At 68.4% G+C, this 24,010-nt stretch carries 26 protein-coding genes; all 26 read left to right on the top strand.

Annotation, left to right across the window (positions count from 1 at the left end; genetic code table 11):
- The first annotated feature begins 51 nt into the window (after positions 1-51).
- Positions 52-249, top strand: coding sequence for a preprotein translocase subunit SecE (gene secE / locus E4T13_RS09130; protein WP_137177974.1), 198 nt, complete (start codon positions 52-54; stop codon positions 247-249).
- A gap of 7 nt (positions 250-256) precedes the next feature.
- Positions 257-793, top strand: coding sequence for a transcription termination/antitermination protein NusG (nusG, locus tag E4T13_RS09125; RefSeq protein WP_137177973.1), 537 nt, complete (start codon positions 257-259; stop codon positions 791-793).
- Positions 794-1,010: 217 nt separating this feature from the next.
- The gene (locus E4T13_RS09120; RefSeq protein WP_137177972.1) at positions 1,011-3,566 is read left to right on the top strand and encodes an HWE histidine kinase domain-containing protein; all 2,556 of its coding nucleotides are present in this window, start codon (positions 1,011-1,013) and stop codon (positions 3,564-3,566) included.
- A 25-nt stretch (positions 3,567-3,591) separates the two neighbouring features.
- Complete coding sequence (locus E4T13_RS09115; RefSeq protein WP_170984891.1) at positions 3,592-4,122, top strand: DUF2062 domain-containing protein; 531 nt, start codon at positions 3,592-3,594, stop codon at positions 4,120-4,122.
- 168 nt (positions 4,123-4,290) lie between these two features.
- Positions 4,291-4,725 (top strand): 50S ribosomal protein L11, encoded by a 435-nt coding sequence (gene rplK / locus E4T13_RS09110; protein WP_137177970.1) that lies wholly within the window; start codon positions 4,291-4,293, stop codon positions 4,723-4,725.
- 4 nt (positions 4,726-4,729) lie between these two features.
- Complete coding sequence (rplA, locus tag E4T13_RS09105) at positions 4,730-5,434, top strand: 50S ribosomal protein L1 (RefSeq protein ID WP_137177969.1); 705 nt, start codon at positions 4,730-4,732, stop codon at positions 5,432-5,434.
- A 417-nt stretch (positions 5,435-5,851) separates the two neighbouring features.
- A complete protein-coding gene (rplJ, locus tag E4T13_RS09100) occupies positions 5,852-6,379 on the top strand; it encodes a 50S ribosomal protein L10 (RefSeq protein ID WP_137177968.1) in 528 nt (175 codons plus the stop codon).
- Positions 6,380-6,461: 82 nt separating this feature from the next.
- Positions 6,462-6,842 carry a 50S ribosomal protein L7/L12 gene (gene rplL, locus E4T13_RS09095; protein WP_137177967.1) on the top strand — a complete coding sequence of 127 codons (381 nt, stop codon included), beginning with the start codon at positions 6,462-6,464 and terminating at the stop codon, positions 6,840-6,842.
- Between the two features lie 220 nt (positions 6,843-7,062).
- The gene (gene rpoB, locus E4T13_RS09090) at positions 7,063-11,250 is read left to right on the top strand and encodes a DNA-directed RNA polymerase subunit beta (protein ID WP_137177966.1); all 4,188 of its coding nucleotides are present in this window, start codon (positions 7,063-7,065) and stop codon (positions 11,248-11,250) included.
- A 97-nt stretch (positions 11,251-11,347) separates the two neighbouring features.
- Positions 11,348-15,541: a DNA-directed RNA polymerase subunit beta' gene (gene rpoC, locus E4T13_RS09085; protein WP_137177965.1), complete on the top strand. Its 4,194-nt coding sequence runs from the start codon at positions 11,348-11,350 to the stop codon at positions 15,539-15,541.
- A 314-nt stretch (positions 15,542-15,855) separates the two neighbouring features.
- Positions 15,856-16,227, top strand: coding sequence for a 30S ribosomal protein S12 (gene rpsL, locus E4T13_RS09080; RefSeq protein ID WP_109872744.1), 372 nt, complete (start codon positions 15,856-15,858; stop codon positions 16,225-16,227).
- 15 nt (positions 16,228-16,242) lie between these two features.
- Positions 16,243-16,719 (top strand): 30S ribosomal protein S7, encoded by a 477-nt coding sequence (gene rpsG / locus E4T13_RS09075; RefSeq protein ID WP_137177964.1) that lies wholly within the window; start codon positions 16,243-16,245, stop codon positions 16,717-16,719.
- A gap of 54 nt (positions 16,720-16,773) precedes the next feature.
- Entirely contained in the window at positions 16,774-17,961 is a 1,188-nt protein-coding gene (gene tuf, locus E4T13_RS09070) for an elongation factor Tu (protein ID WP_137177963.1), read from the top strand.
- Between the two features lie 33 nt (positions 17,962-17,994).
- The gene (gene rpsJ, locus E4T13_RS09065) at positions 17,995-18,303 is read left to right on the top strand and encodes a 30S ribosomal protein S10 (protein ID WP_137177962.1); all 309 of its coding nucleotides are present in this window, start codon (positions 17,995-17,997) and stop codon (positions 18,301-18,303) included.
- Positions 18,304-18,328: 25 nt separating this feature from the next.
- The gene (rplC, locus tag E4T13_RS09060; protein ID WP_170984890.1) at positions 18,329-19,018 is read left to right on the top strand and encodes a 50S ribosomal protein L3; all 690 of its coding nucleotides are present in this window, start codon (positions 18,329-18,331) and stop codon (positions 19,016-19,018) included.
- Positions 19,019-19,023: 5 nt separating this feature from the next.
- Positions 19,024-19,659: a 50S ribosomal protein L4 gene (rplD, locus tag E4T13_RS09055; protein WP_137177961.1), complete on the top strand. Its 636-nt coding sequence runs from the start codon at positions 19,024-19,026 to the stop codon at positions 19,657-19,659.
- Positions 19,656-19,985 (top strand): 50S ribosomal protein L23, encoded by a 330-nt coding sequence (locus E4T13_RS09050; RefSeq protein WP_137177960.1) that lies wholly within the window; start codon positions 19,656-19,658, stop codon positions 19,983-19,985. Before rplD ends, E4T13_RS09050 begins: the two co-directional genes overlap by 4 nt.
- A 4-nt stretch (positions 19,986-19,989) precedes the next feature.
- Positions 19,990-20,826: a 50S ribosomal protein L2 gene (gene rplB, locus E4T13_RS09045; protein WP_137177959.1), complete on the top strand. Its 837-nt coding sequence runs from the start codon at positions 19,990-19,992 to the stop codon at positions 20,824-20,826.
- 5 nt (positions 20,827-20,831) lie between these two features.
- The gene (gene rpsS, locus E4T13_RS09040) at positions 20,832-21,110 is read left to right on the top strand and encodes a 30S ribosomal protein S19 (RefSeq protein ID WP_109872736.1); all 279 of its coding nucleotides are present in this window, start codon (positions 20,832-20,834) and stop codon (positions 21,108-21,110) included.
- 1 nt (position 21,111) lies between these two features.
- Positions 21,112-21,513, top strand: a complete 402-nt coding sequence (rplV, locus tag E4T13_RS09035) for a 50S ribosomal protein L22 (RefSeq protein WP_137177958.1) — start codon at positions 21,112-21,114, stop codon at positions 21,511-21,513.
- A 1-nt stretch (position 21,514) separates the two neighbouring features.
- A complete protein-coding gene (rpsC, locus tag E4T13_RS09030) occupies positions 21,515-22,192 on the top strand; it encodes a 30S ribosomal protein S3 (RefSeq protein ID WP_137177957.1) in 678 nt (225 codons plus the stop codon).
- 23 nt (positions 22,193-22,215) lie between these two features.
- Positions 22,216-22,644, top strand: a complete 429-nt coding sequence (gene rplP, locus E4T13_RS09025; protein WP_137177956.1) for a 50S ribosomal protein L16 — start codon at positions 22,216-22,218, stop codon at positions 22,642-22,644.
- Between the two features lie 8 nt (positions 22,645-22,652).
- A complete protein-coding gene (gene rpmC, locus E4T13_RS09020; protein ID WP_137178509.1) occupies positions 22,653-22,859 on the top strand; it encodes a 50S ribosomal protein L29 in 207 nt (68 codons plus the stop codon).
- A 13-nt stretch (positions 22,860-22,872) separates the two neighbouring features.
- Positions 22,873-23,181, top strand: a complete 309-nt coding sequence (rpsQ, locus tag E4T13_RS09015) for a 30S ribosomal protein S17 (protein ID WP_137177955.1) — start codon at positions 22,873-22,875, stop codon at positions 23,179-23,181.
- A gap of 3 nt (positions 23,182-23,184) precedes the next feature.
- On the top strand, positions 23,185-23,553 hold the full coding sequence (rplN, locus tag E4T13_RS09010) for a 50S ribosomal protein L14 (RefSeq protein WP_137177954.1): 369 nt from the start codon (positions 23,185-23,187) through the stop codon (positions 23,551-23,553).
- Positions 23,554-23,557: 4 nt separating this feature from the next.
- Entirely contained in the window at positions 23,558-23,878 is a 321-nt protein-coding gene (gene rplX / locus E4T13_RS09005) for a 50S ribosomal protein L24 (RefSeq protein ID WP_137177953.1), read from the top strand.
- Positions 23,879-24,010: the final 132 nt, after the last annotated feature.

Here is a 24,010-nt window from a genome sequence, read left to right as displayed (position 1 = left end):
TGCGCGGCGCGCGCTGGCGTTGCGGCGCATGCCCAGGAGAAGGGGGCCGTCTTGGCCAGGTTCGATCCGGTAGGCTTCGTGCGTGAGGTGCGGCAGGAGGTGGCGCGAGTCACCTGGCCGACCCGCCGGGAGACGCTGATCACCACAGGTCTGGTGCTCGGCCTCTCGGCGCTGGCGGCGCTGTTCTTCATGCTGGTGGACTGGATCATCGCGGGCGTCATGCGCCTGCTGTTCGGGGTGGGGGTTTAGCCGCATCATGGCCGACAAGAAGTGGTACGTGGTGCACGTCTATTCGGGCTTCGAGAAGAAGATCTCGCAGCAGCTCCGCGAGCAGGCGGCCCAGAAGGGCCTGGCCGACAAGTTCGAGGAGATCCTCGTCCCGGCGGAGGAGGTCGTCGAGGTCCGCCGCGGCCAGAAGACCAACCAGGAGCGGAAGTTCTTCCCCGGCTACGTGCTGGTGAAGATGGAGATGACCGACGACGCCTGGCACCTGGTCAAGAACACGCCCAAGGTCACCGGCTTCCTCGGCGAGAAGAACCGACCGACGCCGATCCGCGAAGCCGAGGCGCAGCGGATGCTGAAGCAGATGACGGACCAGGCCGACAAGCCCAAGCGCCCCGCCATCGTCTATGAGGTGGGCGAGCAGGTGCGCGTCGCCGACGGCCCCTTCACCAGCTTCAACGGCACGGTGGAGGAAGTGGACGAGGAGCGCGGCCGCGTGAAGGTCTCCGTCTCCATCTTCGGCCGCTCCACCCCGGTGGAGCTGGAATACGGGCAGGTCGAGAAGCTCTGAAACGCCCCGGCGCGGCGGCATGGCGCCGCGCCTCGCGCGATTGCGATGCGCCCGCGCACCGAAAGCCGGCGTTGTGTTCACTTTCCGACAGACATCCGCGCGGGATTGGTGACAATTCCGCCCCTGCGCGACGGCCTTGGGCCGCTGGCGCCAGGCCCGCGCCGCTCGCGCTGCGCGGGCGGGCGAGCGCCGCTCCACCCTCTGGGATTTCCACCGCATGGCCGAGGCGAGCCTCTCTTCGCCGCCTGATCTCTCGGTCTGCGACCGGGAGCCGATCCATCTTCTCGGCGCGATCCAGCCGCAGGGCCTGCTGCTGGCCGCGGGCAGCGACTGGCGCATCGCCCGCGTCTCGGCCAATGCGCCGTCCCTGCTCGGCCTTGCCGATCCGCGACCCGAGGCGATGGCCGGGCTGTCGCTGCGCACCCTGCTGGCGCCGGAGGCCGTCCACGCGATCTCGAACCTGCTGGGCATGATGCGTGGCGGCGGCGGGGTGCAGCGTGCCTTCCGCGTGCCGATGATGCCCGACGGGCCCGCCTTCGACCTGGCCGTGCATGTCGCCGGCAACCTGATCGTGGTGGAGGCCGAGCCCTCCTCCGCCCAGCGCCGGCCGGACGCGCCGATCGGTGCGCTGCTCAGCCGCCTGAAGCGCTCCGAGGGCCTTGCCGCCCTGCACGATGCCGCGGTGCGCCAGCTTCGCCTGCTGACCGGCTTCGACCGGGTGATGCTCTACCGCTTCCTGCCCGACGGCGCCGGCGAGGTGGTGGCCGAAGCGCGCCAGCCCGGCCTCGAATCCTTCCTCGGCCTGCGCTACCCGGCGACGGACATCCCCGCCCAGGCGCGCATCCTCTATCTGCGCAACCTGCTGCGCTCGATCGGCGACATCGGCGCGGAGCCGGTGCCGATCGTGCCCGCCCTCGATGCCGCGGGGCAGCCGCTCGACCTCTCGGATTCGGTGTTGCGCTCGGTCTCGCCGGTGCATGTCGAATACCTGCGCAACATGGGCGTTCAGGCCTCGCTCTCGGTCTCCGTCGTTCAGGACGGGAAGCTCTGGGGCCTCTTCGCCTGCCACCACATGGCGCCGCGCACGCTGGATTTCGAACAGCGCACCGCCGTGGAACTGCTGGGCCAGGTCTTCTCCCTGGTGAACGAGGCGCGCGAGCGCGAAGCCGCCGCGACGGCCGAGGCCGAGGCACGCCGCGCCGCCGATGCGATGATGGCGCGCCTGGCCGCGGTGGAAGGCGGCACGCTGAACCTGGTGGATTGCGGCGAGCTGATCGGCGAGCTGATCCCCTGCGACGGCGTGGCCGTGCTGGCGGAAGGGCAGGAGCGCCATGTCGGCTCGACGCCCACGCCGGAGGAATTCGCCGGCCTGGTCGCCCATCTGGCAAGCCTCGGCACAGCCCAGGTGCTGGCGGAGGAGGAGATCGGCCGCCACTACCCGCCCGGCCGCGCCTTCGTGGACCGCGCGGCGGGGATGCTGGTGATCCCGATCTCCCGCCTGCCGCGCGACTACATCGTGCTGTTCCGGCGCGAGACGGCGCGGCGCGTCACCTGGGCCGGCGATCCGCGCAAGGTGGCGGCACCTGCCGAGGACGGCGTGCGCCTCTCCCCCCGCAAGAGTTTCGCCGCCTGGGTGGAATCGGTGCGCGGCCGCGCCGAGGCCTGGAACCCCACCGAGCTGCGCATCGCCGAATCGCTCCGCATCTCCCTGCTGGAGGTGCTGCTGCGCATGGGCGCCGCCACCGAGGAGGAGCGCCGCCGCGCGCAGGAGCGGCAGGAACTGCTGATCGCGGAGCTGAACCATCGCGTGCGCAACATCCTCGCGCTGATCCGCGCCCTGGTGACGCAGACCCGCGGCGGCGCGCGCGACCTCGATCACTTCGCGGAGGTGCTGGGCGGCCGCATCCAGGCGCTGGCCCGTGCGCACGATCAGATCACCACCGACGCCTGGGGGCCGGCACCGCTCAGCGCGCTGGTCGCGGCGGAGGCGGAGGCCTTCGTCCATCTCGGCGCCAACCGCGTGCGCATGGACGGCCCCGCGGTGCTGCTGGAACCCGCCGCCTTCTCCGCCATCGCGCTGGTCTGCCACGAGCTGATGACGAACTCCGCGAAGTATGGCGCGCTCAGCGACCGCCGCGGCCATGTGAAGGTGTCCTGGCGCCTGCTGCCCGGGGGCGACCTGGCGCTGGACTGGCTGGACGTGGACGGGCCACCGGTGCGCGCGCCGACGCGCCGCGGCTTCGGCACCTCCATCATCGAACGGCTGGTGCCGCACGACCTCGGCGGCACGGCACGGCTGGAATACGCGCTGACCGGCATGAGCGCCGCCTTCTGCGTCCCGCGCCGCTTCATCGCCCGCGGTGCCGCCGCGCGACCCGCCCAGCCGCAGCGCGCTGCGAACGGCGCGGCGACCGCGCCGCTCTCCGGCATCGCCCTGCTGGTGGAAGACAACCTGATCGTCTCGATGCATGGCGAGGAGGTGCTGCGGGAACTCGGCGCCGAGCGGGTGGAGATCGCGAGTTCGGTGGCCGAGGCGATGCGCCTGATCGAGGCGGCGCCGCCCCGGCTTGCGCTGCTGGACGTCAATCTCGGCGAGGAGACGAGCCTGCCGGTGGCGGTGCGCCTGAAGGCGCTCGGCATCCCCTTCGTCTTCGCGACCGGCTATGGCGAGGAGCTCCGGGTGCCGTCCTCCCTGGCGGGCGCGCCGGTGGTGAAGAAGCCCTATGTCGCCGCGGATGTCGGTGCGCGGGTGGCCGAGGCGCTGCGGACGTAGCGCGACCGCGACGGGAGAGGCGACGGTGCGGCGGGACGAGCGCGAGGACGGCGCGGCGGGGCGGGCAGGGGGCTGGATCGCCGCGCTGCGGTCGCGCGCCGCGATGCATTGGCGCATGCTGATCGAAAGCCCCGGCGGCCCGTCCTATGTCGCACGCGGCGGCGCGGCCGGGGTCTTCGCCGGCATGCTCCCGGCCTTCGGCGCGCATCTGCTGCTCGCGATCCTGCTGGCCTTCCTGATCCGGGGCGGGCGTGGCGCGGCGGCGGCCGCCTGCCTGCTGGTCGGCAACCCGCTGACCCATGCGGTGATCCTGCCGACCTCCTACGAGATCGGCCGCTGGCTGCTGCCGGATCCGCCGGGGCCGCACGCCACCTGGCTGCCGGCCTGGGCCGCCGATCTGGTGCCGGTGGCGGAGGAGGCCTTGGCCGGCGGCGTCGTGCTCGGCCTCCTCGTCGCGCCGCCCGCCTTCCTGATCCTGCGCGCGGTGCTGCGCAGGGAGGCGGCGCGGATGGAGCGGCGCGAGGCAGCGGTGTCGGCGTCGAGTCGGCGTTCGTGAGGGTGCGCGTTGCCGACTCGACATCCCCTCACGCGCTCGCTATATGCCCGCCCCTGTCGCGCGGCCCGGACCGGTTCCGGGCCGCTCGGCGCTTTTCGGGGAACGCGGGAGATGCCGGTGCGGGCATCGCCTGGACCGCGGGCCTCTTGAACCCGAAGGATGCTCTAAGTGGCAAAGAAGATCGTCGGCTACATCAAGCTGCAGATCCCGGCCGGCAAGGCGAATCCCTCGCCGCCCGTCGGTCCCGCGCTCGGCCAGCGCGGCCTGAACATCATGCAGTTCGTGAAGGAATTCAACGCGGCGACGCAGCAGATGGAGCCGGGCACCCCCACGCCCGTCGTCATCACGGCGTATTCCGACCGCACCTTCTCCTTCATCACCAAGACCCCGCCCAACACCTACTTCCTGATGAAGGCCGCGAAGATCGAGAAGGGCAGCCAGACCCCGGGCAAGGGGGCCACTGTCGGGCGCGTCACGAAGTCCCAGCTGCGCGAGATCGCCGCGGTGAAGATGAAGGACATGAACTGCACCGATGTCGAATCCGCCGTGCGGATGCTCGCCGGCTCCGCCCGATCGATGGGCATGACGGTGGTGGAGGGCTGACGCCATGGCGAAGATCGGCAAGCGCCTCAAGGCCCTGAATGGCGCCTTCGACCGCGAGAAGTCCTACGGCCTCGAGGAGGCCATCAAGCTGGTCAAGTCGAACGCCAAGGCGAAGTTCGACGAGACGGTCGAGATCGCCATGAACCTCGGCATCGACCCGCGCCATGCCGACCAGATGGTCCGCGGCGTGGTCGGCCTTCCGGCCGGCACCGGCAAGACGGTGCGCGTGGGCGTCTTCGCCCGCGGCCCGAAGGCCGAGGAAGCCAAGGCCGCCGGCGCCGACGTGGTGGGCGCGGACGACCTCGCCGCCCTGGTGCAGGAAGGCAAGATCGAGTTCGAGCGCTGCATCGCGACGCCGGACATGATGGCCCTGGTCGGCCGGCTCGGTAAGGTGCTCGGCCCGCGCGGCCTGATGCCGAACCCGAAGCTCGGCACCGTGACGATGGACGTGAAGGGTGCGGTCACCGCGGCGAAGGCCGGCCAGGTGGAGTTCCGAGCCGAGAAGGCGGGCATCGTGCATGCCGGCATCGGCAAGGCCTCCTTCGGCGAGGACAAGCTGCTGGAGAATGCCCGCGCCTTCATCGACGCGATCCAGAAGGCCCGCCCGACCGGCGCCAAGGGTACCTACGTGAAGAAGGTCTCGCTCAGCTCCTCGATGGGGCCGGGCGTGAAGGTGGACCTGGCGACGCTCAGCGCGGCCCAGGCCTGAAGCATTCTCCCTCCACCGCCTGCGGGGGAGGGTCGGGGTGGGGGCAAGCGCGGCCCATCCAAAGGATACGGCGGCTTCGGCCGCCGGGCAGGGCAGGGGCCTCGGCCCCATGCCCGAACCTGTCGGAGACCCTCTGTGGCGCACCGGTCCGCCGGGACGCCTTGAAGCGGCCGCAAGGCTCGCAGGGGATAGATGGGGTGCCGAGAAGTACGCTGGCCAGGGGCGCAAGCCTCTGATCGGCTTGGCTTGACGGTCCCTTCCAACAGGCGAGTGCCGTGCCGGGCGACCGGTGCGGATGAACCGGCCTCCGCCCTTCCAGAAGGCGGAGCCCCGCTGCGATCGCCGGAGGGCGCAGAGGGCCGAAGGCCCCGAGCACCGAAGGCGTGAATCGCCGCGGCTCACTACAGGAGACGGGACGTGGACCGTACGGAAAAGCGCGCCTTCGTGCAGGCGATGCAGGCGGTGTTCGCGGAGACGTCGTTCGTCCTCGTCAGCCAGAACAAGGGGCTGACGGTGGCGGATGCGACGACCCTGCGGCGGCGCATGCGGGAAGCCGGCGCGAGCTACAAGGTTGCGAAGAACCGGCTGGCCTCGCTCGCCCTCGATGGCTCGAGCTTCCAGGGCATCCAGCCCCTGCTGAAGGGTCCGACCGCGCTTGCGTGGTCGAAGGATCCGGTGGCGGTGGCGAAGACCGCCGTGGAGTTCGCCAGGACCAACGACAAGTTCGTGATCCTGGGTGGGGCGCTCGGCGCCCAGACGCTGAACGCCGATGGCGTGAAGGCTCTGGCCGAACTGCCCTCGCTCGAGACGCTGCGTGCGCAGCTGCTCGGCCTGATCCAGACCCCGGCGACTCGCATCGCCGGCGTGCTGCAGGCCCCCGGCAGCCAGCTCGCGCGGGTGTTCTCGGCCTATGCCAAGAAGGACGAGACGGCTGAGGCCGCCTGACCAAGACCTGCCCGCCCGGAGGCGAACCCTCCCGGGTGTTGCAAACATCAAGCCAAGCCACTAGATCAGAGGATACACGAACATGGCCGATCTTGCGAAGCTGGTTGACGAGCTTTCCAGCCTGACCGTTCTGGAGGCTGCCGAGCTCTCGAAGATGCTCGAGGAGAAGTGGGGCGTCTCCGCCGCGGCGCCGGTCGCCGTTGCGGCGGCACCTGCCGCGTCCGCGGCTGCGGCCCCGGCCGCCGAGGAGAAGACGGAGTTCACCGTCATCCTCAAGGCCGGCGGCGACAAGAAGATCAACGTGATCAAGGAGATCCGCACCATCACGGGTCTCGGCCTGAAGGAGGCCAAGGACCTCGTCGAGGGCGCGCCGAAGACCGTCAAGGAAGGCGTGAACAAGGACGAGGCCGCGAAGATCAAGAAGGTGCTGGAAGAGAACGGCGCCACGGTCGAGATCAACTGATCGGCCGGCGCGGCCGCAACGCCCCCCGGCGGGGCGACCGCGCCAGACGGTCCGGGTGCACCCGGACCGCGTTTCAAGGGTTGGGAACGGGCGGGATTCCAGGGTCGGAATCCCGCCCGCGCCTGCGTTTTTCGGCTCCGCTCCGGCGGGGCCGCTCTGATTGCCAGAAGCAGCCGACCGGCCCAGCGCGGGGCCGGCGGTCGAGGGAAGCGGGACAGGCATGAACGCTATCACGAGGTCGTTCACGGGGCGCAAGCGCATTCGCAAGTCCTTCGGGCGTCTGCCCGAAGTGGCGCCGATGCCCAACCTCATCGACGTGCAGCGGGCCTCCTACGAGGCCTTCCTGCAGATGGGGGTGGACCCGGATGCGCGGCTGCACGCCGGGCTGCAGGAAGTGTTCAAGTCGGTCTTCCCGATCGATGATTTCGGCGGCCGCGGCCGGCTGGAATTCGTCCAGTACGAGCTGGAGGAGCCGAAGTACGACGTCGAGGAGTGCATCCAGCGCGGCCTGACCTTCGCCGCGCCGCTCAAGGTGCGCCTGCGCCTGATCGTCTGGGACGTGGACGAGGACACCGGCAGCCGTTCCGTCCGCGACATCAAGGAGCAGGACGTCTACATGGGCGACATGCCGCTCATGACGGACAACGGCACCTTCATCATCAACGGCACCGAGCGCGTCATCGTCTCCCAGATGCACCGCTCTCCGGGCGTCTTCTTCGACCACGACAAGGGCAAGACGCACAGCAGCGGCAAGTACCTGTTTGCCGCGCGCGTCATCCCCTATCGCGGCTCCTGGCTCGACTTCGAGTTTGACGCGAAGGACATCTGCTACGTCCGCATCGACCGCAAGCGGAAGCTTCCGGCGACGACGCTGCTCTATGCGCTGGACAGCACCTGGACCGAGGGCGAGCGCAAGCGCCGCGCCGAGGAAGGCCTGCCGTCGCTGGAGCCGCATGAGATCCGCGGCATGGATGCCGAGGAGATCCTCGCGGCGTTCTACGGCCAGGTGGTTTTCACCCGCGGCCCGAAGGGCTGGTCGCGACCCTTCGACCCCGAGGCGTTCCGCAACGTGAAGCTGGCGGAAGCGCTGGTGGATGCGAAGACCGGCGAGGAAGTCGCCGGGCGCGACGCGAAGATGACGGCGCGTATGGCGCGCAAGATCGCCGAAGGCGGCACCACGGAAGTGCTGGTCGGCCGCGCCGACCTGCTCGGCCGCTTCGTCGCCGAGGACCTGGTGAACTGGCAGACCGGCGAGATCTGGGCCGAGGCCGGCGAGGAGCTGACCGAGGCGAAGCTGACGGCGATCGAGGAAGCCGGCCTCGACCGCCTGCCGACGCTCGCAATCGACCAGTCGACCGGCCCCTGGATGCGCAACACGCTCGCGGTGGACAAGAACTCCAACCGCGAAGAGGCGCTGATGGACATCTACCGGGTGATGCGCCCGGGCGAGCCGCCGACCGCGGACACCGCGGAGAACCTGTTCCGCGGCCTGTTCTTCGATAGCGAACGCTACGACCTCTCGGCCGTCGGCCGCGTGAAGATGAACATGCGCCTCGGCTTCTCGACCGAGGAAGTGCCGGACACGCAGCGCACCCTCCGCAAGGAGGACATCGTCTCCACCGTGCGCGTGCTGCTGCAGCTCAAGGACGGCGTGGGCTCGATCGACGACATCGACAATCTCGGCAACCGCCGGGTGCGCTCGGTCGGCGAGCTGATGGAGAACCAGTATCGCGTCGGCCTGCTGCGCATGGAGCGCGCGATCAAGGAGCGGATGGGCTCTGTCGATATCGACAGCGTCATGCCGCATGACCTGATCAACGCGAAGCCGGCCGCGGCGGCGGTGCGGGAGTTCTTCGGCTCCTCGCAGCTCAGCCAGTTCATGGACCAGACCAACCCGCTCTCCGAGGTGACGCACAAGCGGCGTCTCTCGGCGCTGGGTCCGGGCGGCCTGACGCGCGAGCGCGCCGGCTTCGAGGTGCGCGACGTGCATCCGACGCATTACGGCCGCATCTGCCCGATCGAGACGCCGGAAGGCCCGAATATCGGCCTGATCAACAGCCTCGCGACCTTCGCCAAGGTGAACAAATACGGCTTCATCGAGACGCCGTACCGCCTGGTGCGCGACGGCAAGGTCACCGGCGATCCGCGCTACCTCTCCGCGATGGAGGAGGAGCGGCTCGTCGTGGCGCAGGCCGATGCCGAGCTCGATGCCGATGGCAACTTCAAGTCCGAGCTGGTCAGCGTGCGCTCCAGCGGCGACTTCCGGCTTGTGAAGCCGGAGGAAGTGACGGCGATCGACGTCTCGCCGAAGCAGCTTGTCTCGGTTGCCGCGGCGCTGATCCCGTTCCTCGAGAACGACGACGCCAACCGCGCGCTGATGGGGTCCAACATGCAGCGCCAGGCGGTGCCGCTGATCCGCGCCGATGCGCCGCTGGTCGGCACCGGCATGGAAGCCGCGGTGGCGCGCGATTCGGGTGCGACCATCGTCGCGCGCCGTGACGGCGTGATCGACAGCATCGACGGCGCGCGCATCGTGGTGCGCGCCACCGGAGACGAGGGCACGACGCGGGGCGTCGACATCTACCGCCTGCGCAAGTTCCAGCGCAGCAACCAATCCACCTGCATCAACCAGCGTCCGCTGGTGAAGGTGGGCGACCGCGTGAAGGCGGGCGACATCATCGCCGACGGTCCCAGCACGGAGCTCGGCGAGCTCGCGCTCGGCCGCAACGTGCTCTGCGCCTTCATGCCGTGGAACGGCTACAACTTCGAGGACAGCATCCTGATCAGCGAGCGCATCGCGAAGGATGACGTCTTCACCTCCATCCACATCGAGGAATTCGAGGTGATGGCCCGCGACACCAAGCTCGGCCAGGAGGAGATCACCCGCGATATCCCGAATGTCGGCGAGGAGGCGCTGCGCAACCTCGACGAGGCCGGCATCGTCTACATCGGTGCCGAGGTGCAGCCCGGCGATATCCTGGTGGGCAAGGTGACGCCGAAGGGCGAGAGCCCGATGACGCCCGAGGAGAAGCTGCTGCGGGCGATCTTCGGCGAGAAGGCGTCGGACGTTCGCGACACCTCGCTGCGCCTGCCGCCCGGTGTCGCCGGCACGATCGTGGATGTGCGCGTCTTCTCCCGCCGCGGCGTGGACAAGGACGAGCGCGCCATGGCGATCGAGCGCGCCGAGATCGAGCGCCTGGCCAAGGACCGCGACGACGAGAAGGCCATCCAGGAGCGGTCCTTTTACTCCCGCCTGCGCGAACGCATGCTCGGCCGCAAGGCCGCCGGCGGCTTCAAGGGCATCAAGGCAGGCACGGAGATCACCGACCAGGTGCTCGACGAATACGCCAAGGCGACCTGGCGGCAGATCGCTGTGCAGGACGATGCCTCGATGGCGGAGATCGAGGCGCTGAAGCGCGAGTTCGACGCCGCTGTCGAGCGCCTGCAGAAGCGCTTCGAGAGCAAGGTCGAGAAGCTGCAGCGCGGCGACGAGCTGCCGCCCGGCGTGATGAAGATGGTCAAGGTCTTCGTCGCGGTGAAGCGCAAGCTGCAGCCCGGCGACAAGATGGCCGGCCGCCACGGCAACAAGGGTGTCGTCTCGCGCGTCGTCCCGGTCGAGGACATGCCCTTCCTCGAGGACGGCACCAGCGTTGACCTCGTGCTGAACCCGCTCGGCGTGCCCAGCCGCATGAATGTCGGCCAGATCCTGGAGACGCATCTGGGCTGGGCCTGCGCCAATCTCGGCAAGCAGATCGGCGAACTGGTCGAGGAGTACCGCCGCGGCGGCGCCATGCGCGAGGAGCTGCGCGCGAAGCTGGTCGAGGCCTATGGCGAGGAGATCGTCGCGCGCGACGTCGATCCGCTGGACGACGACCAGCTGATCGAGCTCGGCGAGAACCTCAAGAAGGGCGTGCCCATCGCGACTCCGGTCTTCGATGGCGCGCGGATGGCCGATATCGAAGGCATGCTGGAGCGGGCCGGTCTCGAACGCTCGGGCCAGGTCTGGCTGCATGACGGTCGCACCGGCGAGCAGTTCGAGCGCAAGGTGACGGTGGGCTACATCTACATGCTGAAGCTGCACCATCTCGTGGACGACAAGATCCACGCCCGCTCGATCGGCCCCTACTCGCTCGTCACCCAGCAGCCGCTGGGCGGCAAGGCGCAGTTCGGCGGCCAGCGCTTCGGCGAGATGGAGGTCTGGGCGCTGGAAGCCTACGGCGCCGCCTACACGCTCCAGGAGATGCTGACGGTGAAGTCGGACGACGTCTCGGGCCGCACCAAGGTCTATGAGGCGATCGTGCGCGACCAGGACAACTTCGAGGCCGGCGTGCCGGAATCCTTCAACGTGCTGGTGAAGGAGCTGAAGTCGCTCGGCCTCAACGTGGATCTCGAGACCCGCCCGACCTGACACGGCGGGTCCGCCTTCCGCGCCGCGATGCGGCGCGGCTTCCCTTTCTCACGGCGCGCGCCTGCCCCGCTCGTGCCGGCCGGACGGAGACGACGGCATGAACGAACTGATGAAGATCCTCGGCCAGACCGGCCAGGCGATGACCTTCGACCAGATCAAGATCTCGATCGCCTCGCCCGAGACGATCCGGTCCTGGTCCTATGGCGAGATCAAGAAGCCCGAGACGATCAACTACCGCACCTTCAAGCCGGAGCGGGACGGGCTGTTCTGCGCCCGCATCTTCGGCCCGATCAAGGACTACGAGTGCCTCTGCGGCAAGTACAAGCGGATGAAGTTCCGCGGCATCATCTGCGAGAAGTGCGGCGTCGAGGTGACGCTGGCGAAGGTCCGGCGCGAGCGCATGGGCCATATCGAGCTCGCCTCGCCGGTCGCGCATATCTGGTTCATGAAGTCGCTGCCCAGCCGCGTCGGCCTAATGGTCGACATGTCGCTGAAGGAGCTGGAGAAGGTCCTGTACTTCGAAAGCTATGTGGTGCTGGAGCCGGGGCTGACGGATCTCAAGCTCCACCAGCTCCTCACCGAGGACCAGCTGCAGTCGAAGCAGGACGAGTTCGGCGACGACGCCTTCAGCGTCGGCATCGGCGCGGAAGCCGTGAAGCAGATGCTCGCGGCCATCGATGTGCAGAAGGAAGCGCCGAAGCTGCGTGCGGAGCTGAAGGAGACGACCTCCGAGGCGAAGCGCAAGAAGCTGGTGAAGCGCCTCAAGATGCTCGAGAGCTTCGCGGAGAGCGGGGCGCGTCCGGAGTGGATGATCCTGGACGTCGTGCCGGTTATTCCGCCTGAGCTGCGCCCGCTGGTGCCGCTCGATGGCGGCCGCTTCGCGACCTCCGACCTGAACGACCTCTATCGTCGCGTGATCAACCGGAACAACCGGCTGAAGCGCCTGATCGAGCTGCGCGCGCCCGACATCATCGTGCGCAACGAGAAGCGCATGCTGCAGGAAGCGGTGGACGCGCTGTTCGACAATGGCCGCCGCGGTCGCGCGATCACCGGCGCCAACAAGCGCCCGCTGAAGTCGCTGAGCGACATGCTGAAGGGCAAGCAGGGCCGGTTCCGGCAGAACCTGCTCGGCAAGCGCGTGGACTATTCCGGCCGTTCGGTCATCGTCGTCGGGCCGGAGCTGAAGCTCCATCAGTGCGGCCTGCCGAAGAAGATGGCGCTGGAGCTGTTCAAGCCCTTCATCTACTCGAAGCTCGAGAAGTACGGCCACGCCACCACCATCAAGGCCGCGAAGCGGATGGTGGAGAAGGAGCGGCCGGAGGTGTGGGACATCCTCGAGGAGGTGATCCGCGAGCACCCGGTCATGCTGAACCGGGCGCCGACGCTGCACCGCCTGGGCATCCAGGCCTTCGAGCCGGTGCTGGTCGAGGGCAAGGCGATCCAGCTGCACCCGCTGGTCTGCACCGCCTTCAACGCGGACTTCGATGGCGACCAGATGGCCGTGCACGTACCGCTGTCGCTGGAAGCGCAGCTGGAAGCGCGCGTGCTGATGATGTCCACCAACAACATCCTCAGCCCCGCCAACGGCAAGCCGATCATCGTGCCGTCGCAGGACATCGTGCTCGGTCTCTATTACCTCTCGCTCGACACGCCGGAGTTCCGTGCGACCGAGGAGAAGGACGCCCCCGCCTTCGCGACGATGGGCGAGATCGAGCAGGCGCTGGCGAATGGCGCGATCCGGCTGCACAGCAAGATTCGTGCACGCCGCAAGACGGCGGACAAGGACGGCAACGTCGTCACCGAGCGCGTGGTCACCACCGCGGGCCGCATGATGATGGGCGCGCTGCTGCCGCTGCATCCCAACCTGCCCTTCAGCCTGCTCAACCGGCTGCTGACGAAGAAGAACATCTCCGACGTCATCGATGCGGTGTACCGCCATTGCGGCCAGAAGGAATCGGTGATCTTCGCCGACCGCCTGATGGGCCTCGGCTTCCGCAACGCGGCGAAGGCCGGCATCTCCTTCGGCAAGGACGACATGGTCATCCCGGACAGCAAGACCGGGCTGATCCAGGCCACCAAGGACCAGGTCAAGGAGTTCGAGCAGCAGTATCTCGACGGCCTGATCACCGCGGGCGAGCGCTACAACAAGGTGGTGGACGCCTGGTCGCGCTGCACCGAGGAAGTCGCGCAGGCGATGATGAAGGAGATCCAGAAGCAGGAGGTGGGCAAGCCCGCCAACTCCGTCTGGATGATGTCGCATTCCGGCGCGCGCGGGTCGCCCGCGCAGATGCGCCAGCTTGCCGGCATGCGCGGCCTGATGGCGAAGCCCTCGGGCGAGATCATCGAGCAGCCGATCATCTCGAACTTCAAGGAAGGCCTGACGGTGCTGGAGTATTTCAACTCCACGCACGGCGCCCGAAAGGGCCTGGCCGACACCGCGCTGAAGACGGCGAATTCCGGCTACCTCACCCGCCGCCTGGTGGACGTCGCGCAGGACTGCATCATCGTCGAGGATGATTGCGGCACCGAACGCGGCATCACCGTGCGTGCGGTCATGGATGGCGGCGAGATCGTCTCCTCGCTGTCCGAGCGCATCCTCGGCCGCACCAGCCAGGAAGACGTGCTGGATCCCGCGACCGGCGAGGTGATCATCCCGCGCAACCATCTGATCGAGGAGACCGACGCGGAGAAGATCGAGAAGGCCGGCGTGGAGGCGATCAAGATTCGTTCCGTGCTGACCTGCGATTCGCGCGTCGGCGTCTGCGGCCATTGCTACGGCCGCGATCTCGCGCGCGGGACGCCCGTGAATGTGGGCGAGGCGGTCGGCGTGATCGCCGCGCAGTCCATCGGCGAGCCCGGCACGCAGCTGACGATGCGCACCTTCCATATCGGCGGTGCGGCGCAGCGCGGCGCGGAGCAGTCCGCGGTCGAGGCGATGACGGACGGCACGGCGAAGTTCCTGAACCGCCAGGTCGTCACGAACAGCCAGGGCGCGTCCATCGTGATGAGCCGCAACTGCGAGGCCGTCGTCTACGACGCGAACGGACGGGAGCGCGGCCGGCTCCGCGTGCCGTATGGCGCAAGGCTGCTGATCGATGATGGCGCGAGCGTCACGCGCGGCCAGAAGCTTGCCGAATGGGACCCCTTCACCCTGCCGATCATCACGGAGAAGAACGGCAAGGTGGAGTTCGCCGACCTGATCGACAGCTTCACGCTGATGGAGCGGACGGACGAAGTGACCGGCCTCTCCTTCAAGGAGGTGGTGGAGTACAAGACGGCCGGCCGCGGCGCCGACCTGCGCCCGCGCCTGATCCTGCGGGACGAGCGCGGCAATGTCGTGAAGCGCGACAACGGGAGCGAGGCGATCACCTTCCTGCCGCCGGGCTCCCTGCTCTCGGTCGAGAACGGCAAGGAGGTCTTTGCCGGCGACGTCATCGCCCGCATGCCGCGCGAATCGTCGAAGACGCGCGACATCACCGGCGGTCTGCCGCGCGTGGCGGAGTTGTTCGAGGCGCGGCGTCCGAAGGATGCGGCGATCATCGCCGACATCGACGGCCGCGTGGAGTTCGGCAAGGACTACAAGGCCAAGCGCCGCATCCTGGTGGTGCCGGACGCGCCGGAAGGCAGCGATGAGCCGCCGACCCCGCGCGAATACCTGGTGCCGAAGGGCAAGCACGTCTCGGTGCAGGAAGGCGACTATGTGAAGGCCGGCGATCCGCTGGTGGACGGCCCGCGCGTGCCGCACGACATCCTGCGCGTGCTGGGCGTGGAGGCTCTCGCGAACTACCTCGTGAACGAGATCCAGGACGTCTATCGACTGCAGGGCGTGAAGATCAACGACAAGCACATCGAGGTCATCGTCCGGCAGATGCTGCAGAAGGTGGAGATCCTGGATCCGGGCGACACCACCTTCCTGATCGGCGAGACGGTGGAGCGAATCGAGTTCGAGATCGAGAACGAGAAGCGGATCGCCGCGAAGGAGCGGCCCGCGAGGGCCGAGCCGGTGCTGCAGGGCATCACCAAGGCGTCGCTCCAGACCACCTCCTTCATCTCCGCGGCCTCCTTCCAGGAGACGACTCGCGTGCTGACCGAGGCCGCCACGGCGGGCAAGGTGGATACGCTTGCCGGCCTGAAGGAGAACGTGATCGTCGGGCGCCTGATCCCGGCGGGCACGGGCAGCGTGATGAACCGCCTGCGCGCCCTGGCCGCGCAGCGCGACCGCGGGCGCATCCCGCAGCCGGCGCCGGCCTCGCCGACGCCGCTGCCCGGGCCGGCACGCGCAGCAGAATAGCCCGGGGCATACCAGCCCTGCGAAACGTGAAGGCCGGTTCCCTGCGAAGGGGCCGGCCTTCGTGCTTCCGGGGCGTCACCTTCGCTTGACTCGCCCCGGGGGCAGGGCTAATCACCCCTCCCTCGGCCGGGGGCGGCGCCGCGAAGGCGTTCCACTCGGCTGGGCTGTTTTTGGTCCAACAGCGCAGCGCTGTCGGCGCCGCCTTCCGCAGGGGGGCTGAGGCCGATGGTGGGACAAGTGCCCGTTGGGTCGCGCATGCGCGCGCCCGACGGGTTCATGTGCTTGACGGACCGCTAGGACTTCGAAGGGGCGTCATGCCGACGATCAACCAGCTCATCGCCCAGGGGCGGGAGCCGAACCCGAAGCGGAACAAGGTGCCCGCGCTGCAGGGCTGCCCGCAGAAGCGTGGCGTCTGCACGCGCGTGTATACGACCACGCCGAAGAAGCCGAACTCGGCGCTGCGCAAGGTCGCCAAGGTGCGCCTGACGAACGGCTACGAGGTCGTCAGCTACATCCCCGGCGAAGGCCACAACCTGCAGGAACACTCCGTGGTGCTGATCCGCGGCGGCCGCGTGAAGGACCTGCCGGGCGTGCGCTATCACATCCTGCGCGGCGTGCTGGATACGCAGGGCCTGCCGAAGCGGCGCAAGCGGCGCTCGCTCTACGGCGCCAAGCGGCCGAAGTAAGGGAGCGCTGGAGATATGTCGCGCCGTCACCGCGCCGAGAAGCGCGAGGTTCTCCCCGATCCGAAGTTCGGGGACATCGTGCTCAGCCGTTTCATGAACGTGCTGATGTACGACGGGAAGAAGTCCGTCGCGGAGAACATCGTCTACGGGGCGATGGACACGCTGAAGCGCAAGGGCGGCGCCAATGCCGACCCGCTGCGGCTGTTCCATGAGGCGATGGAGAATGTGAAGCCCGCGATCGAGGTTCGGTCGCGGCGCGTTGGCGGCGCCACCTACCAGGTGCCCGTCGAGGTCCGGCCGGAGCGGCGCCAGGCGCTGGCGATCCGCTGGCTGATCGAGGCCGCGCGCAAGCGTGGCGAGAACACGATGGAAGACCGCCTCTCCGCCGAGCTGATGGACGCGGCGAACAACCGCGGCACCGCGGTGAAGAAGCGCGAAGACACGCATCGCATGGCCGAGGCCAACAAGGCCTTCAGCCACTATCGTTGGTAATCGCCGCGCCTTCGCGCGTGGCTGTGAAGCACGGATCGATCGGGAAGCACGACAATGGCCAAGGCAAAGTTCGAGCGGACGAAGCCGCACTGCAACATCGGGACGATCGGTCACGTGGACCATGGGAAGACGTCGCTGACGGCGGCGATCACCAAGGTTCTGGCGAAGACCGGTGGTGCGACCTTCACGGCGTATGACCAGATCGACAAGGCGCCGGAGGAGAAGGCGCGCGGCATCACGATCTCGACGGCGCATGTCGAGTACGAGACGACGAACCGCCACTACGCCCATGTCGATTGCCCCGGCCACGCCGACTACGTGAAGAACATGATCACGGGTGCGGCGCAGATGGACGGCGCGATCCTGGTGGTGTCGGCGGCGGACGGCCCGATGCCGCAGACGCGCGAGCACATCCTGCTGGCGCGGCAGGTGGGCGTGCCGGCGCTGGTGGTGTTCCTGAACAAGATGGACATGGCGGACCCCGACCTGGTCGAGCTGGTGGAGATGGAGGTGCGCGAGCTGCTGTCCTCCTACCAGTTCCCGGGCGCCGACATCCCCGTGATCAAGGGCAGTGCGCTGTGCGCGCTGGAGGACCGTGAGCCGGAGATCGGCGAGCAGGCGGTGCTGAAGCTGATGGAGGCGGTGGACGCCTACATCCCGCAGCCGGCGCGCGCGCTGGATCGTCCGTTCCTGATGCCGGTGGAGGACGTGTTCTCGATCTCGGGCCGCGGCACGGTGGTGACGGGCCGCGTGGAGCGCGGGATCATCAAGGTTGGCGAGGAAGTGGAGATCGTCGGCCTGAAGGACACGGTGAAGACGACGGTGACGGGCGTGGAGATGTTCCGCAAGCTGCTGGACAGCGGGCAGGCGGGCGACAACATCGGCGCGCTGCTGCGCGGCACGAAGCGCGAGGATGTGGAGCGCGGGCAGGTGCTGGCGGCGCCGGGCTCGATCACGCCGCACACGCAGTTCAAGGCCGAGGCCTACATCCTGACGAAGGAGGAGGGCGGCCGTCACACGCCGTTCTTCACGAACTACCGCCCGCAGTTCTACTTCCGGACCACCGATGTCACCGGCGTGGTGAAGCTGCCGGAGGGGACGGAGATGGTGATGCCGGGCGACAACGTGACGATGGATGTCGAGCTGATCGCGCCGATCGCCATGGATGAGGGGCTGCGCTTCGCCATCCGCGAAGGCGGCCGCACCGTCGGCGCCGGCGTCGTCGCCAAGATCGTGAAGTAAGGCAACGGACGCAGGGATACGGGCCTTACGGTCATGGACAGCCAGAACATCCGCATCCGCCTCAAGGCGTTCGATCACCGCGTGCTCGATGGCAGCACGCGGGAGATCGTGAACACGGCCAAGCGGACGGGCGCGCGGGTGCGCGGGCCCATCCCGCTGCCGACGCAGATCGAGCGCTTCACCGTCAACCGCTCGCCGCATGTCGACAAGAAGTCGCGCGAGCAGTTCGAGATCCGCACGCATCGCCGCCTGCTGGATATCGTCGATCCCACCCCGCAGACCGTGGACGCGCTGATGAAGCTCGACCTGGCCGCGGGTGTGGACGTCGAGATCAAGATCTGACGCCGCGGCCGAAGGAACTGGGATCATGGCCACTCAGGGCCGTACCGGGCTGATCGCCCGCAAGCTGGGGATGACCCGGCTCTTCAACGAAGACGGCTCCACCGTGCCCGTCACCGTGCTGCATCTGGACGATGTGCGCGTGGTGGCGAACCGCACGGCGGAGAAGGATGGCTATTCCGCGGTGCAGCTCGGCATCGGGAACGCCAAGCCGAAGAACGTGACCAAGCCCCAGAAGGGCCATTTCGCGAAGGCCGGCGTCGAGGCGCCGCGCAGGCTCGCGGAGTTCCGCGTGGACGCGGAGGGTCTCGTGGCACCCGGCACGAAGCTCTCTGCCGAGCATTTCGTGAAGGGCCAGAAGGTGGACGTCACGGGCGTGACGGTCGGCAAGGGCTTTGCCGGCGGCATGAAGCGCTGGAACTTCGCCGGCCTCGAGGCGTCGCACGGCGTCTCGATCAGCCACCGCTCGCTCGGCTCCACCGGCAATCGCCAGGATCCCGGCAAGACCTTCAAGAACAAGAAGATGGCCGGCCATCTCGGCGTCGAGCGCGTGACCACCCAGAACCTGGTGGTCGCCGGGCACGATGCGGAGAAGGGCCTGCTGCTGATCAAGGGCGCCATCCCCGGCCCGAAGGGCGGCTATGTGCTGGTGCGCGATGCGGTGAAGCGCGCGCGCCCGGCCGATGCGCCGTTCCCGGCCGCCGTGGTGCAGGGGTAAGCGATATGCCGACCGTTCCCGTCATCACGCTGGACAACGCGCCGGCGGGCGAGATCGAGCTGCCGGAGGCGCTGTTCGGCGCCGAGCCGCGCGCCGACATCCTCGCGCGCGTGGTGCATTGGCAGCTCGCCAAGCGCCGCGCCGGCACGCACAAGACCAAGGGCATGGGCGAGGTCTCCGGGACCACCAAGAAGCCCTATCGCCAGAAGGGCACCGGCAACGCTCGCCAGGGCTCGCTGCGCGCGCCGCAGTTCCGCACCGGCGGCGTCGTGCACGGCCCGGTCGTGCGCAGTCACGAGTACAGCCTGAACAAGAAGGTCCGGCGCCTCGGCCTGATCCACGCGCTTTCGGCCAAGGCCGCCGAAGGCAAGCTGGTAGTGCTCGATGCCGCCTCCCCCGGCGAGGCGAAGACCTCGGCCGTGGCGAAGCAGCTCAAGGCGCTCGGCTGGTCCAGCGCGCTCGTGGTGGATGCGGCGGTGGACCAGGGCTTCGCGCGCGCCACGCGCAATCTGCCGAAGGTCAGCGTGCTGCCGACCGGCGGCGCGAATGTCTACGACATCCTCCAGCACGACGTGCTGGCGGTGACGCGCGCGGGCGTCGCGGCGCTCGAGAAGCGCATCAACGGGGAGTCCGCGGCATGAGCGAGGCGACCGAGAAGGCCGGCGCGCAGCTCAGCGCCGAGCGCATGTACCAGGTGATCGTCTCCCCCGTGGTGACGGAGAAGGCCACCCGGCTGAACGAGTTCAGCCAGGTCACCTTCCGCGTCGCGCTGGATGCGACGAAGCCGGAGATCAAGGCGGCGGTGGAGAAGCTGTTCTCGGTGAAGGTCGAGGCGGTGAACACCGTGGTCATGAAGGGCAAGACCAAGCGGTTCCGCGGGCGCGAAGGCCGGCGGTCCGATTGGAAGAAGGCGGTGGTGCGGCTGCAGGCCGGTCAGACCATCGACCTGACGACGGGGCTCGCGTGACGTCATGGCACTGAAGAACTTCAATCCGATCACGCCGTCCCTGCGCGGGACGGTCCTGATCGACCGCTCCGAGCTGTGGAAGGGCAAGCCCGTCAAGCAATTGACGGTCGGCAAGCCGCATACCGGCGGGCGCAACAATCACGGCCGCATCACCAGCCGCTTCCGCGGCGGCGGGCACAAGCAGTCCTACCGGCTGGTGGACTTCAAGCGCCGCAAGTTCGATGTGCCCGCCACGGTCGAGCGCCTGGAATACGACCCGAACCGCACGGCCTTCATCGCCCTGATCAAGTATCAGGACGGCGAACTCGCCTACGTCATCGCGCCGCAGCGCCTGAAGGTCGGCGACACGGTGGTGAACGGCTCGAAGGGCGCGGACATCAAGCCGGGCAACGCGATGCCGTTGGCGAACATCCCGGTCGGCACGATCATCCATGCGATCGAGCTGAAGCCGGGTGCCGGCGCCAAGATCGCACGCTCCGCCGGCACCTTCGCGCAACTCGTCGGCAAGGACAGTGGCTACGCGCAGATCAAGCTCATGTCCGGCGAGCTCCGCGTGGTGCGTGCCGAATGCATGGCCGCGATCGGCGCGGTGTCCAACCCGGACAACATGAACCAGCAGATCGGCAAGGCCGGTCGCACCCGCTGGATGGGCTTCCGCCCGCACAACCGCGGTGTCGTGATGAACCCGGTCGACCACCCGCATGGTGGTGGTGAGGGCCGGACCTCGGGCGGCCGTCATCCGGTCACGCCCTGGGGCAAGCCGACCAAGGGTGCGAAGACGCGCAACAACAAGCGGACCGACGGGCTCATCGTCCGGCGCCGCAACGCGACGAAGGGCTGATCGCGATGGCGCGCAGCGTCTGGAAGGGGCCGTTCGTGGACGGCTACCTGCTCAACAAGGCGGAAGTGTCGCGTGCGTCCGGCCGCAACGAGATCATCAAGATCTGGTCGCGCCGCAGCACGATCCTGCCGCAGTTCGTCGGCCTGACCTTCGGCGTCTACAACGGGAAGAAGTTCATCCCGGTGCAGGTGACGGAGAACATGGTGGGCCACAAGTTCGGCGAGTTCTCGCCGACGCGCACCTTCAACGGCCACTCCGCCGACAAGAAGGCGAAGCGGGGCTGAGATGAGCAAGCCGAAGCACGAGCGCACGCTCGAGGAAACCGAGGCGCAGGCGATCACGCGGAACATCCGCGTCTCGCCGCGCAAGCTGAACCTGGTGGCGCAGCTCATCCGCGGCCGCACGGCGCAGGATGCGGTGGCGACGCTGACCTTCAGCAAGCGCCGCATCGCGCAGACCGTGAAGAAGACGCTGGAGAGCGCGATCGCCAACGCGGAGAACAATCACCAGCTCGACGTGGACCGCCTGGTCGTGTCGCGCGCGGAGGTCGGCCGCTCGATCGTGATGAAGCGCTTCCATGCTCGTGGTCGTGGTCGTGCGTCCCGGGTGGAGAAGTGGTTCAGCCACCTGAAGATCGTCGTCGCCGAGGTGTCGCCCGAGGCGCCGGCGCAGCAGGAGGCCGCGTAGCATGGGCCAGAAAGTCAACCCGATCGGGCTCCGGCTCGGCATCAACCGCACCTGGGACAGCCGTTGGTTCGCCAACAACGACTATTCCAAGATGCTGCACGAGGACCTGAAGCTGCGCCGCACGCTGCGCGACCGGCTGAAGGGCGCGGGCGTGTCCCGCGTGGTGATCGAGCGTCCGGCGAAGAAGCCGCGCGTGACGATCCATGCGGCGCGCCCGGGCGTGGTGATCGGCAAGAAGGGCGCCGACATCGAGGTGCTGCGCAAGGACCTCGCGAAGATGGCCGGCGCCGAGGTGTCGCTGAACATCGTCGAGATCCGCAAGCCCGAGATCGACGCGACGCTGGTCGCCGAGAGCATCGCGCAGCAGCTCGAGCGCCGGGTGGCGTTCCGCCGCGCGATGAAGCGGGCGGTGCAGTCGGCCATGCGCCTCGGCGCGCAGGGCATCCGGATCAACTGCTCCGGCCGTCTCGGCGGCGCCGAGATCGCGCGGATGGAGTGGTACCGCGAAGGCCGCGTGCCGCTGCACACGCTGCGCGCGGACATCGATTTCGGCACGGCGACCGCGAAGACCACCTACGGCACCTGCGGTGTGAAGGTGTGGATCTTCAAGGGCGAGGTCATGGCCCATGATCCGATGGCGCAGGACAAGCGCGCCGCGGAACAGGCGCCGCAACGGTGACATGGCGCTGAGAGTGAAGTGAGATGCTGCAACCGAAGCGCACCAAGTTCCGCAAGGCCCACAAGGGCCGCATCAAGGGCGTCGCCAAGGGCGGGTTCACGCTGGATTTCGGCGGGTTCGGCCTGAAGGCGCTCGAGCCGGAGCGCGTCACCGCGCGCCAGATCGAGGCCGCGCGCCGTGCGATCACCCGCGCGATGAAGCGCCAGGGCCGCGTCTGGATCCGGATCTTTCCGGACGTGCCGGTCTCGACCAAGCCGGCCGAAGTCCGCATGGGCTCCGGCAAGGGCGCGCCCGAATACTGGGTCTGCCGCGTGAAGCCGGGTCGGATCATGTTCGAGCTCGACGGCGTATCCGGCGACATCGCGCGCGAGGCGCTGACGCTCGGCGCCGCCAAGCTGCCGATCAAGACCAAGATCGTCACGCGCCTCGGCGCGACGCCGGCGGAGGCCTGATCATGGCGATGACGAAGATCGCGGACGTGCGCGGCAAGTCCGCGGACGAGCTGCAGGAAATGCTGGTGGGCCTCAGGAAGGAGCAGTTCAACCTGCGCTTCCAGCGGGCGACCGGACAGCTCGAGGCGGTGGGGCGCATCAAGGAAGTGCGCCGCACCATCGCGCGGGTGAAGACCATCATGGCCGAGCGCAATCGCGCTCCGGCGAAAGCGTAAGGGGTTCCGGGCGATGCCGAGGCGCGTCCTCACGGGCCGGGTGGTCAGCGACAAGACCGACAAGACGGTGACCGTCCTTGTCGAGCGTCGCGTGATGCACCCGCTCTACAAGAAGTTCATCCGGCGCTCGAAGAAGTACGCCGCGCATGACGAGGCCAACCTGTGCAAGCAGGGCGACCTGGTCTCGATCGAGGAGTGCCGTCCGATCAGCCGCAGCAAGTCGTGGCTGGTCGTGGCGCGCAACGGCGAGGACGTCGCGCGCCCCGCGGGCTATGACGCGCCCGCGGCGACGACGCCTGCTGCTGCCGAGGCGGGGGCCTGATCCATGATCCAGGTCGAATCCAACCTCGAGGTTGCCGACAATTCCGGTGCGCGCCGCGTCCAGTGCATCAAGGTGCTGGGCGGCTCGAAGCGGAAGACGGCATCGGTCGGCGATATCATCGTCGTCTCCGTGAAGGAGGCGATCCCGCGCGCCAAGGTGAAGAAGGGCGAGGTGCATCGCGCCGTCATCGTCCGCACCGCCTATCCGGTGCGCCGCATCGACGGCACGGCGATCCGCTTCGACGGCAACGCCGCGGTGCTGATCAACAAGCAGGGCGAACCCATCGGGACGCGCATCTTCGGACCGGTCGTGCGCGAGCTGCGCGCGAAGAAGTTCATGAAGATCATCTCGCTGGCGCCGGAGGTCCTGTAAGGCCATGGCCGCGAAGATCAGGAAGGGCGACAAGGTCCAGGTGCTGGCCGGTCGCGACAAGGGCAAGCGGGGCGAAGTGATCCGCGTTGTGCCCAAGGAGAACCGCGCCTTCGTGCAGGGCGTGAACATGGTGAAGCGGCATGAGAAGCCGCAGGGCCTGAACCGTCCGGGCGGCATCACGGAGAAGGAGGGTCCGATCGACCTTTCCAACCTGGCGCTGCTCGATCCGAAGTCCGACAAGCCGACCCGCGTGGGCTTCAAGACCCTCGAGGACGGCAAGAAGGTCCGTGTGGCGAAGGCCTCGGGCGAGGTGATCGACCGATGAGCGGTACGAAGAAGGGCGCTCCGGCGCCGAAGAAGGGCGCGGCGAAGACGTCGTCGAAGCCGACCAACGCGAAGGCGGCGGCGGCGCAGGATGGGCGTGGCGGGCAGGCGGCGACGAATGTCGTCGCCAAGG

This window comes from Roseomonas sp. AR75 (assembly GCF_005222815.1).
GTDB lineage: Bacteria > Pseudomonadota > Alphaproteobacteria > Acetobacterales > Acetobacteraceae > Falsiroseomonas.
Note: the sequence above shows the minus strand (reverse complement) of the source record. Positions and strands in the feature narration are given on the sequence as shown.

Coding starts and splice junctions, on each gene's coding strand:
- rpsJ (WP_137177962.1), top strand. CDS start 17,995: ATGGACAGCCAGAACATCCGCATCCGCCTCAAGGCGTTCGATCACCGC.
- rpmC (WP_137178509.1), top strand. CDS start 22,653: ATGACGAAGATCGCGGACGTGCGCGGCAAGTCCGCGGACGAGCTGCAG.
- rplL (WP_137177967.1), top strand. CDS start 6,462: ATGGCCGATCTTGCGAAGCTGGTTGACGAGCTTTCCAGCCTGACCGTT.
- rplP (WP_137177956.1), top strand. CDS start 22,216: ATGCTGCAACCGAAGCGCACCAAGTTCCGCAAGGCCCACAAGGGCCGC.
- rpsL (WP_109872744.1), top strand. CDS start 15,856: ATGCCGACGATCAACCAGCTCATCGCCCAGGGGCGGGAGCCGAACCCG.
- E4T13_RS09120 (WP_137177972.1), top strand. CDS start 1,011: ATGGCCGAGGCGAGCCTCTCTTCGCCGCCTGATCTCTCGGTCTGCGAC.
- rpsC (WP_137177957.1), top strand. CDS start 21,515: ATGGGCCAGAAAGTCAACCCGATCGGGCTCCGGCTCGGCATCAACCGC.
- rplC (WP_170984890.1), top strand. CDS start 18,329: ATGGCCACTCAGGGCCGTACCGGGCTGATCGCCCGCAAGCTGGGGATG.
- rpoB (WP_137177966.1), top strand. CDS start 7,063: ATGAACGCTATCACGAGGTCGTTCACGGGGCGCAAGCGCATTCGCAAG.
- rplX (WP_137177953.1), top strand. CDS start 23,558: ATGGCCGCGAAGATCAGGAAGGGCGACAAGGTCCAGGTGCTGGCCGGT.
- rpsS (WP_109872736.1), top strand. CDS start 20,832: ATGGCGCGCAGCGTCTGGAAGGGGCCGTTCGTGGACGGCTACCTGCTC.
- rpoC (WP_137177965.1), top strand. CDS start 11,348: ATGAACGAACTGATGAAGATCCTCGGCCAGACCGGCCAGGCGATGACC.
- rplD (WP_137177961.1), top strand. CDS start 19,024: ATGCCGACCGTTCCCGTCATCACGCTGGACAACGCGCCGGCGGGCGAG.
- rpsQ (WP_137177955.1), top strand. CDS start 22,873: ATGCCGAGGCGCGTCCTCACGGGCCGGGTGGTCAGCGACAAGACCGAC.
- nusG (WP_137177973.1), top strand. CDS start 257: ATGGCCGACAAGAAGTGGTACGTGGTGCACGTCTATTCGGGCTTCGAG.
- rplA (WP_137177969.1), top strand. CDS start 4,730: ATGGCGAAGATCGGCAAGCGCCTCAAGGCCCTGAATGGCGCCTTCGAC.
- tuf (WP_137177963.1), top strand. CDS start 16,774: ATGGCCAAGGCAAAGTTCGAGCGGACGAAGCCGCACTGCAACATCGGG.
- rpsG (WP_137177964.1), top strand. CDS start 16,243: ATGTCGCGCCGTCACCGCGCCGAGAAGCGCGAGGTTCTCCCCGATCCG.
- rplV (WP_137177958.1), top strand. CDS start 21,112: ATGAGCAAGCCGAAGCACGAGCGCACGCTCGAGGAAACCGAGGCGCAG.
- E4T13_RS09050 (WP_137177960.1), top strand. CDS start 19,656: ATGAGCGAGGCGACCGAGAAGGCCGGCGCGCAGCTCAGCGCCGAGCGC.
- rplN (WP_137177954.1), top strand. CDS start 23,185: ATGATCCAGGTCGAATCCAACCTCGAGGTTGCCGACAATTCCGGTGCG.
- rplB (WP_137177959.1), top strand. CDS start 19,990: ATGGCACTGAAGAACTTCAATCCGATCACGCCGTCCCTGCGCGGGACG.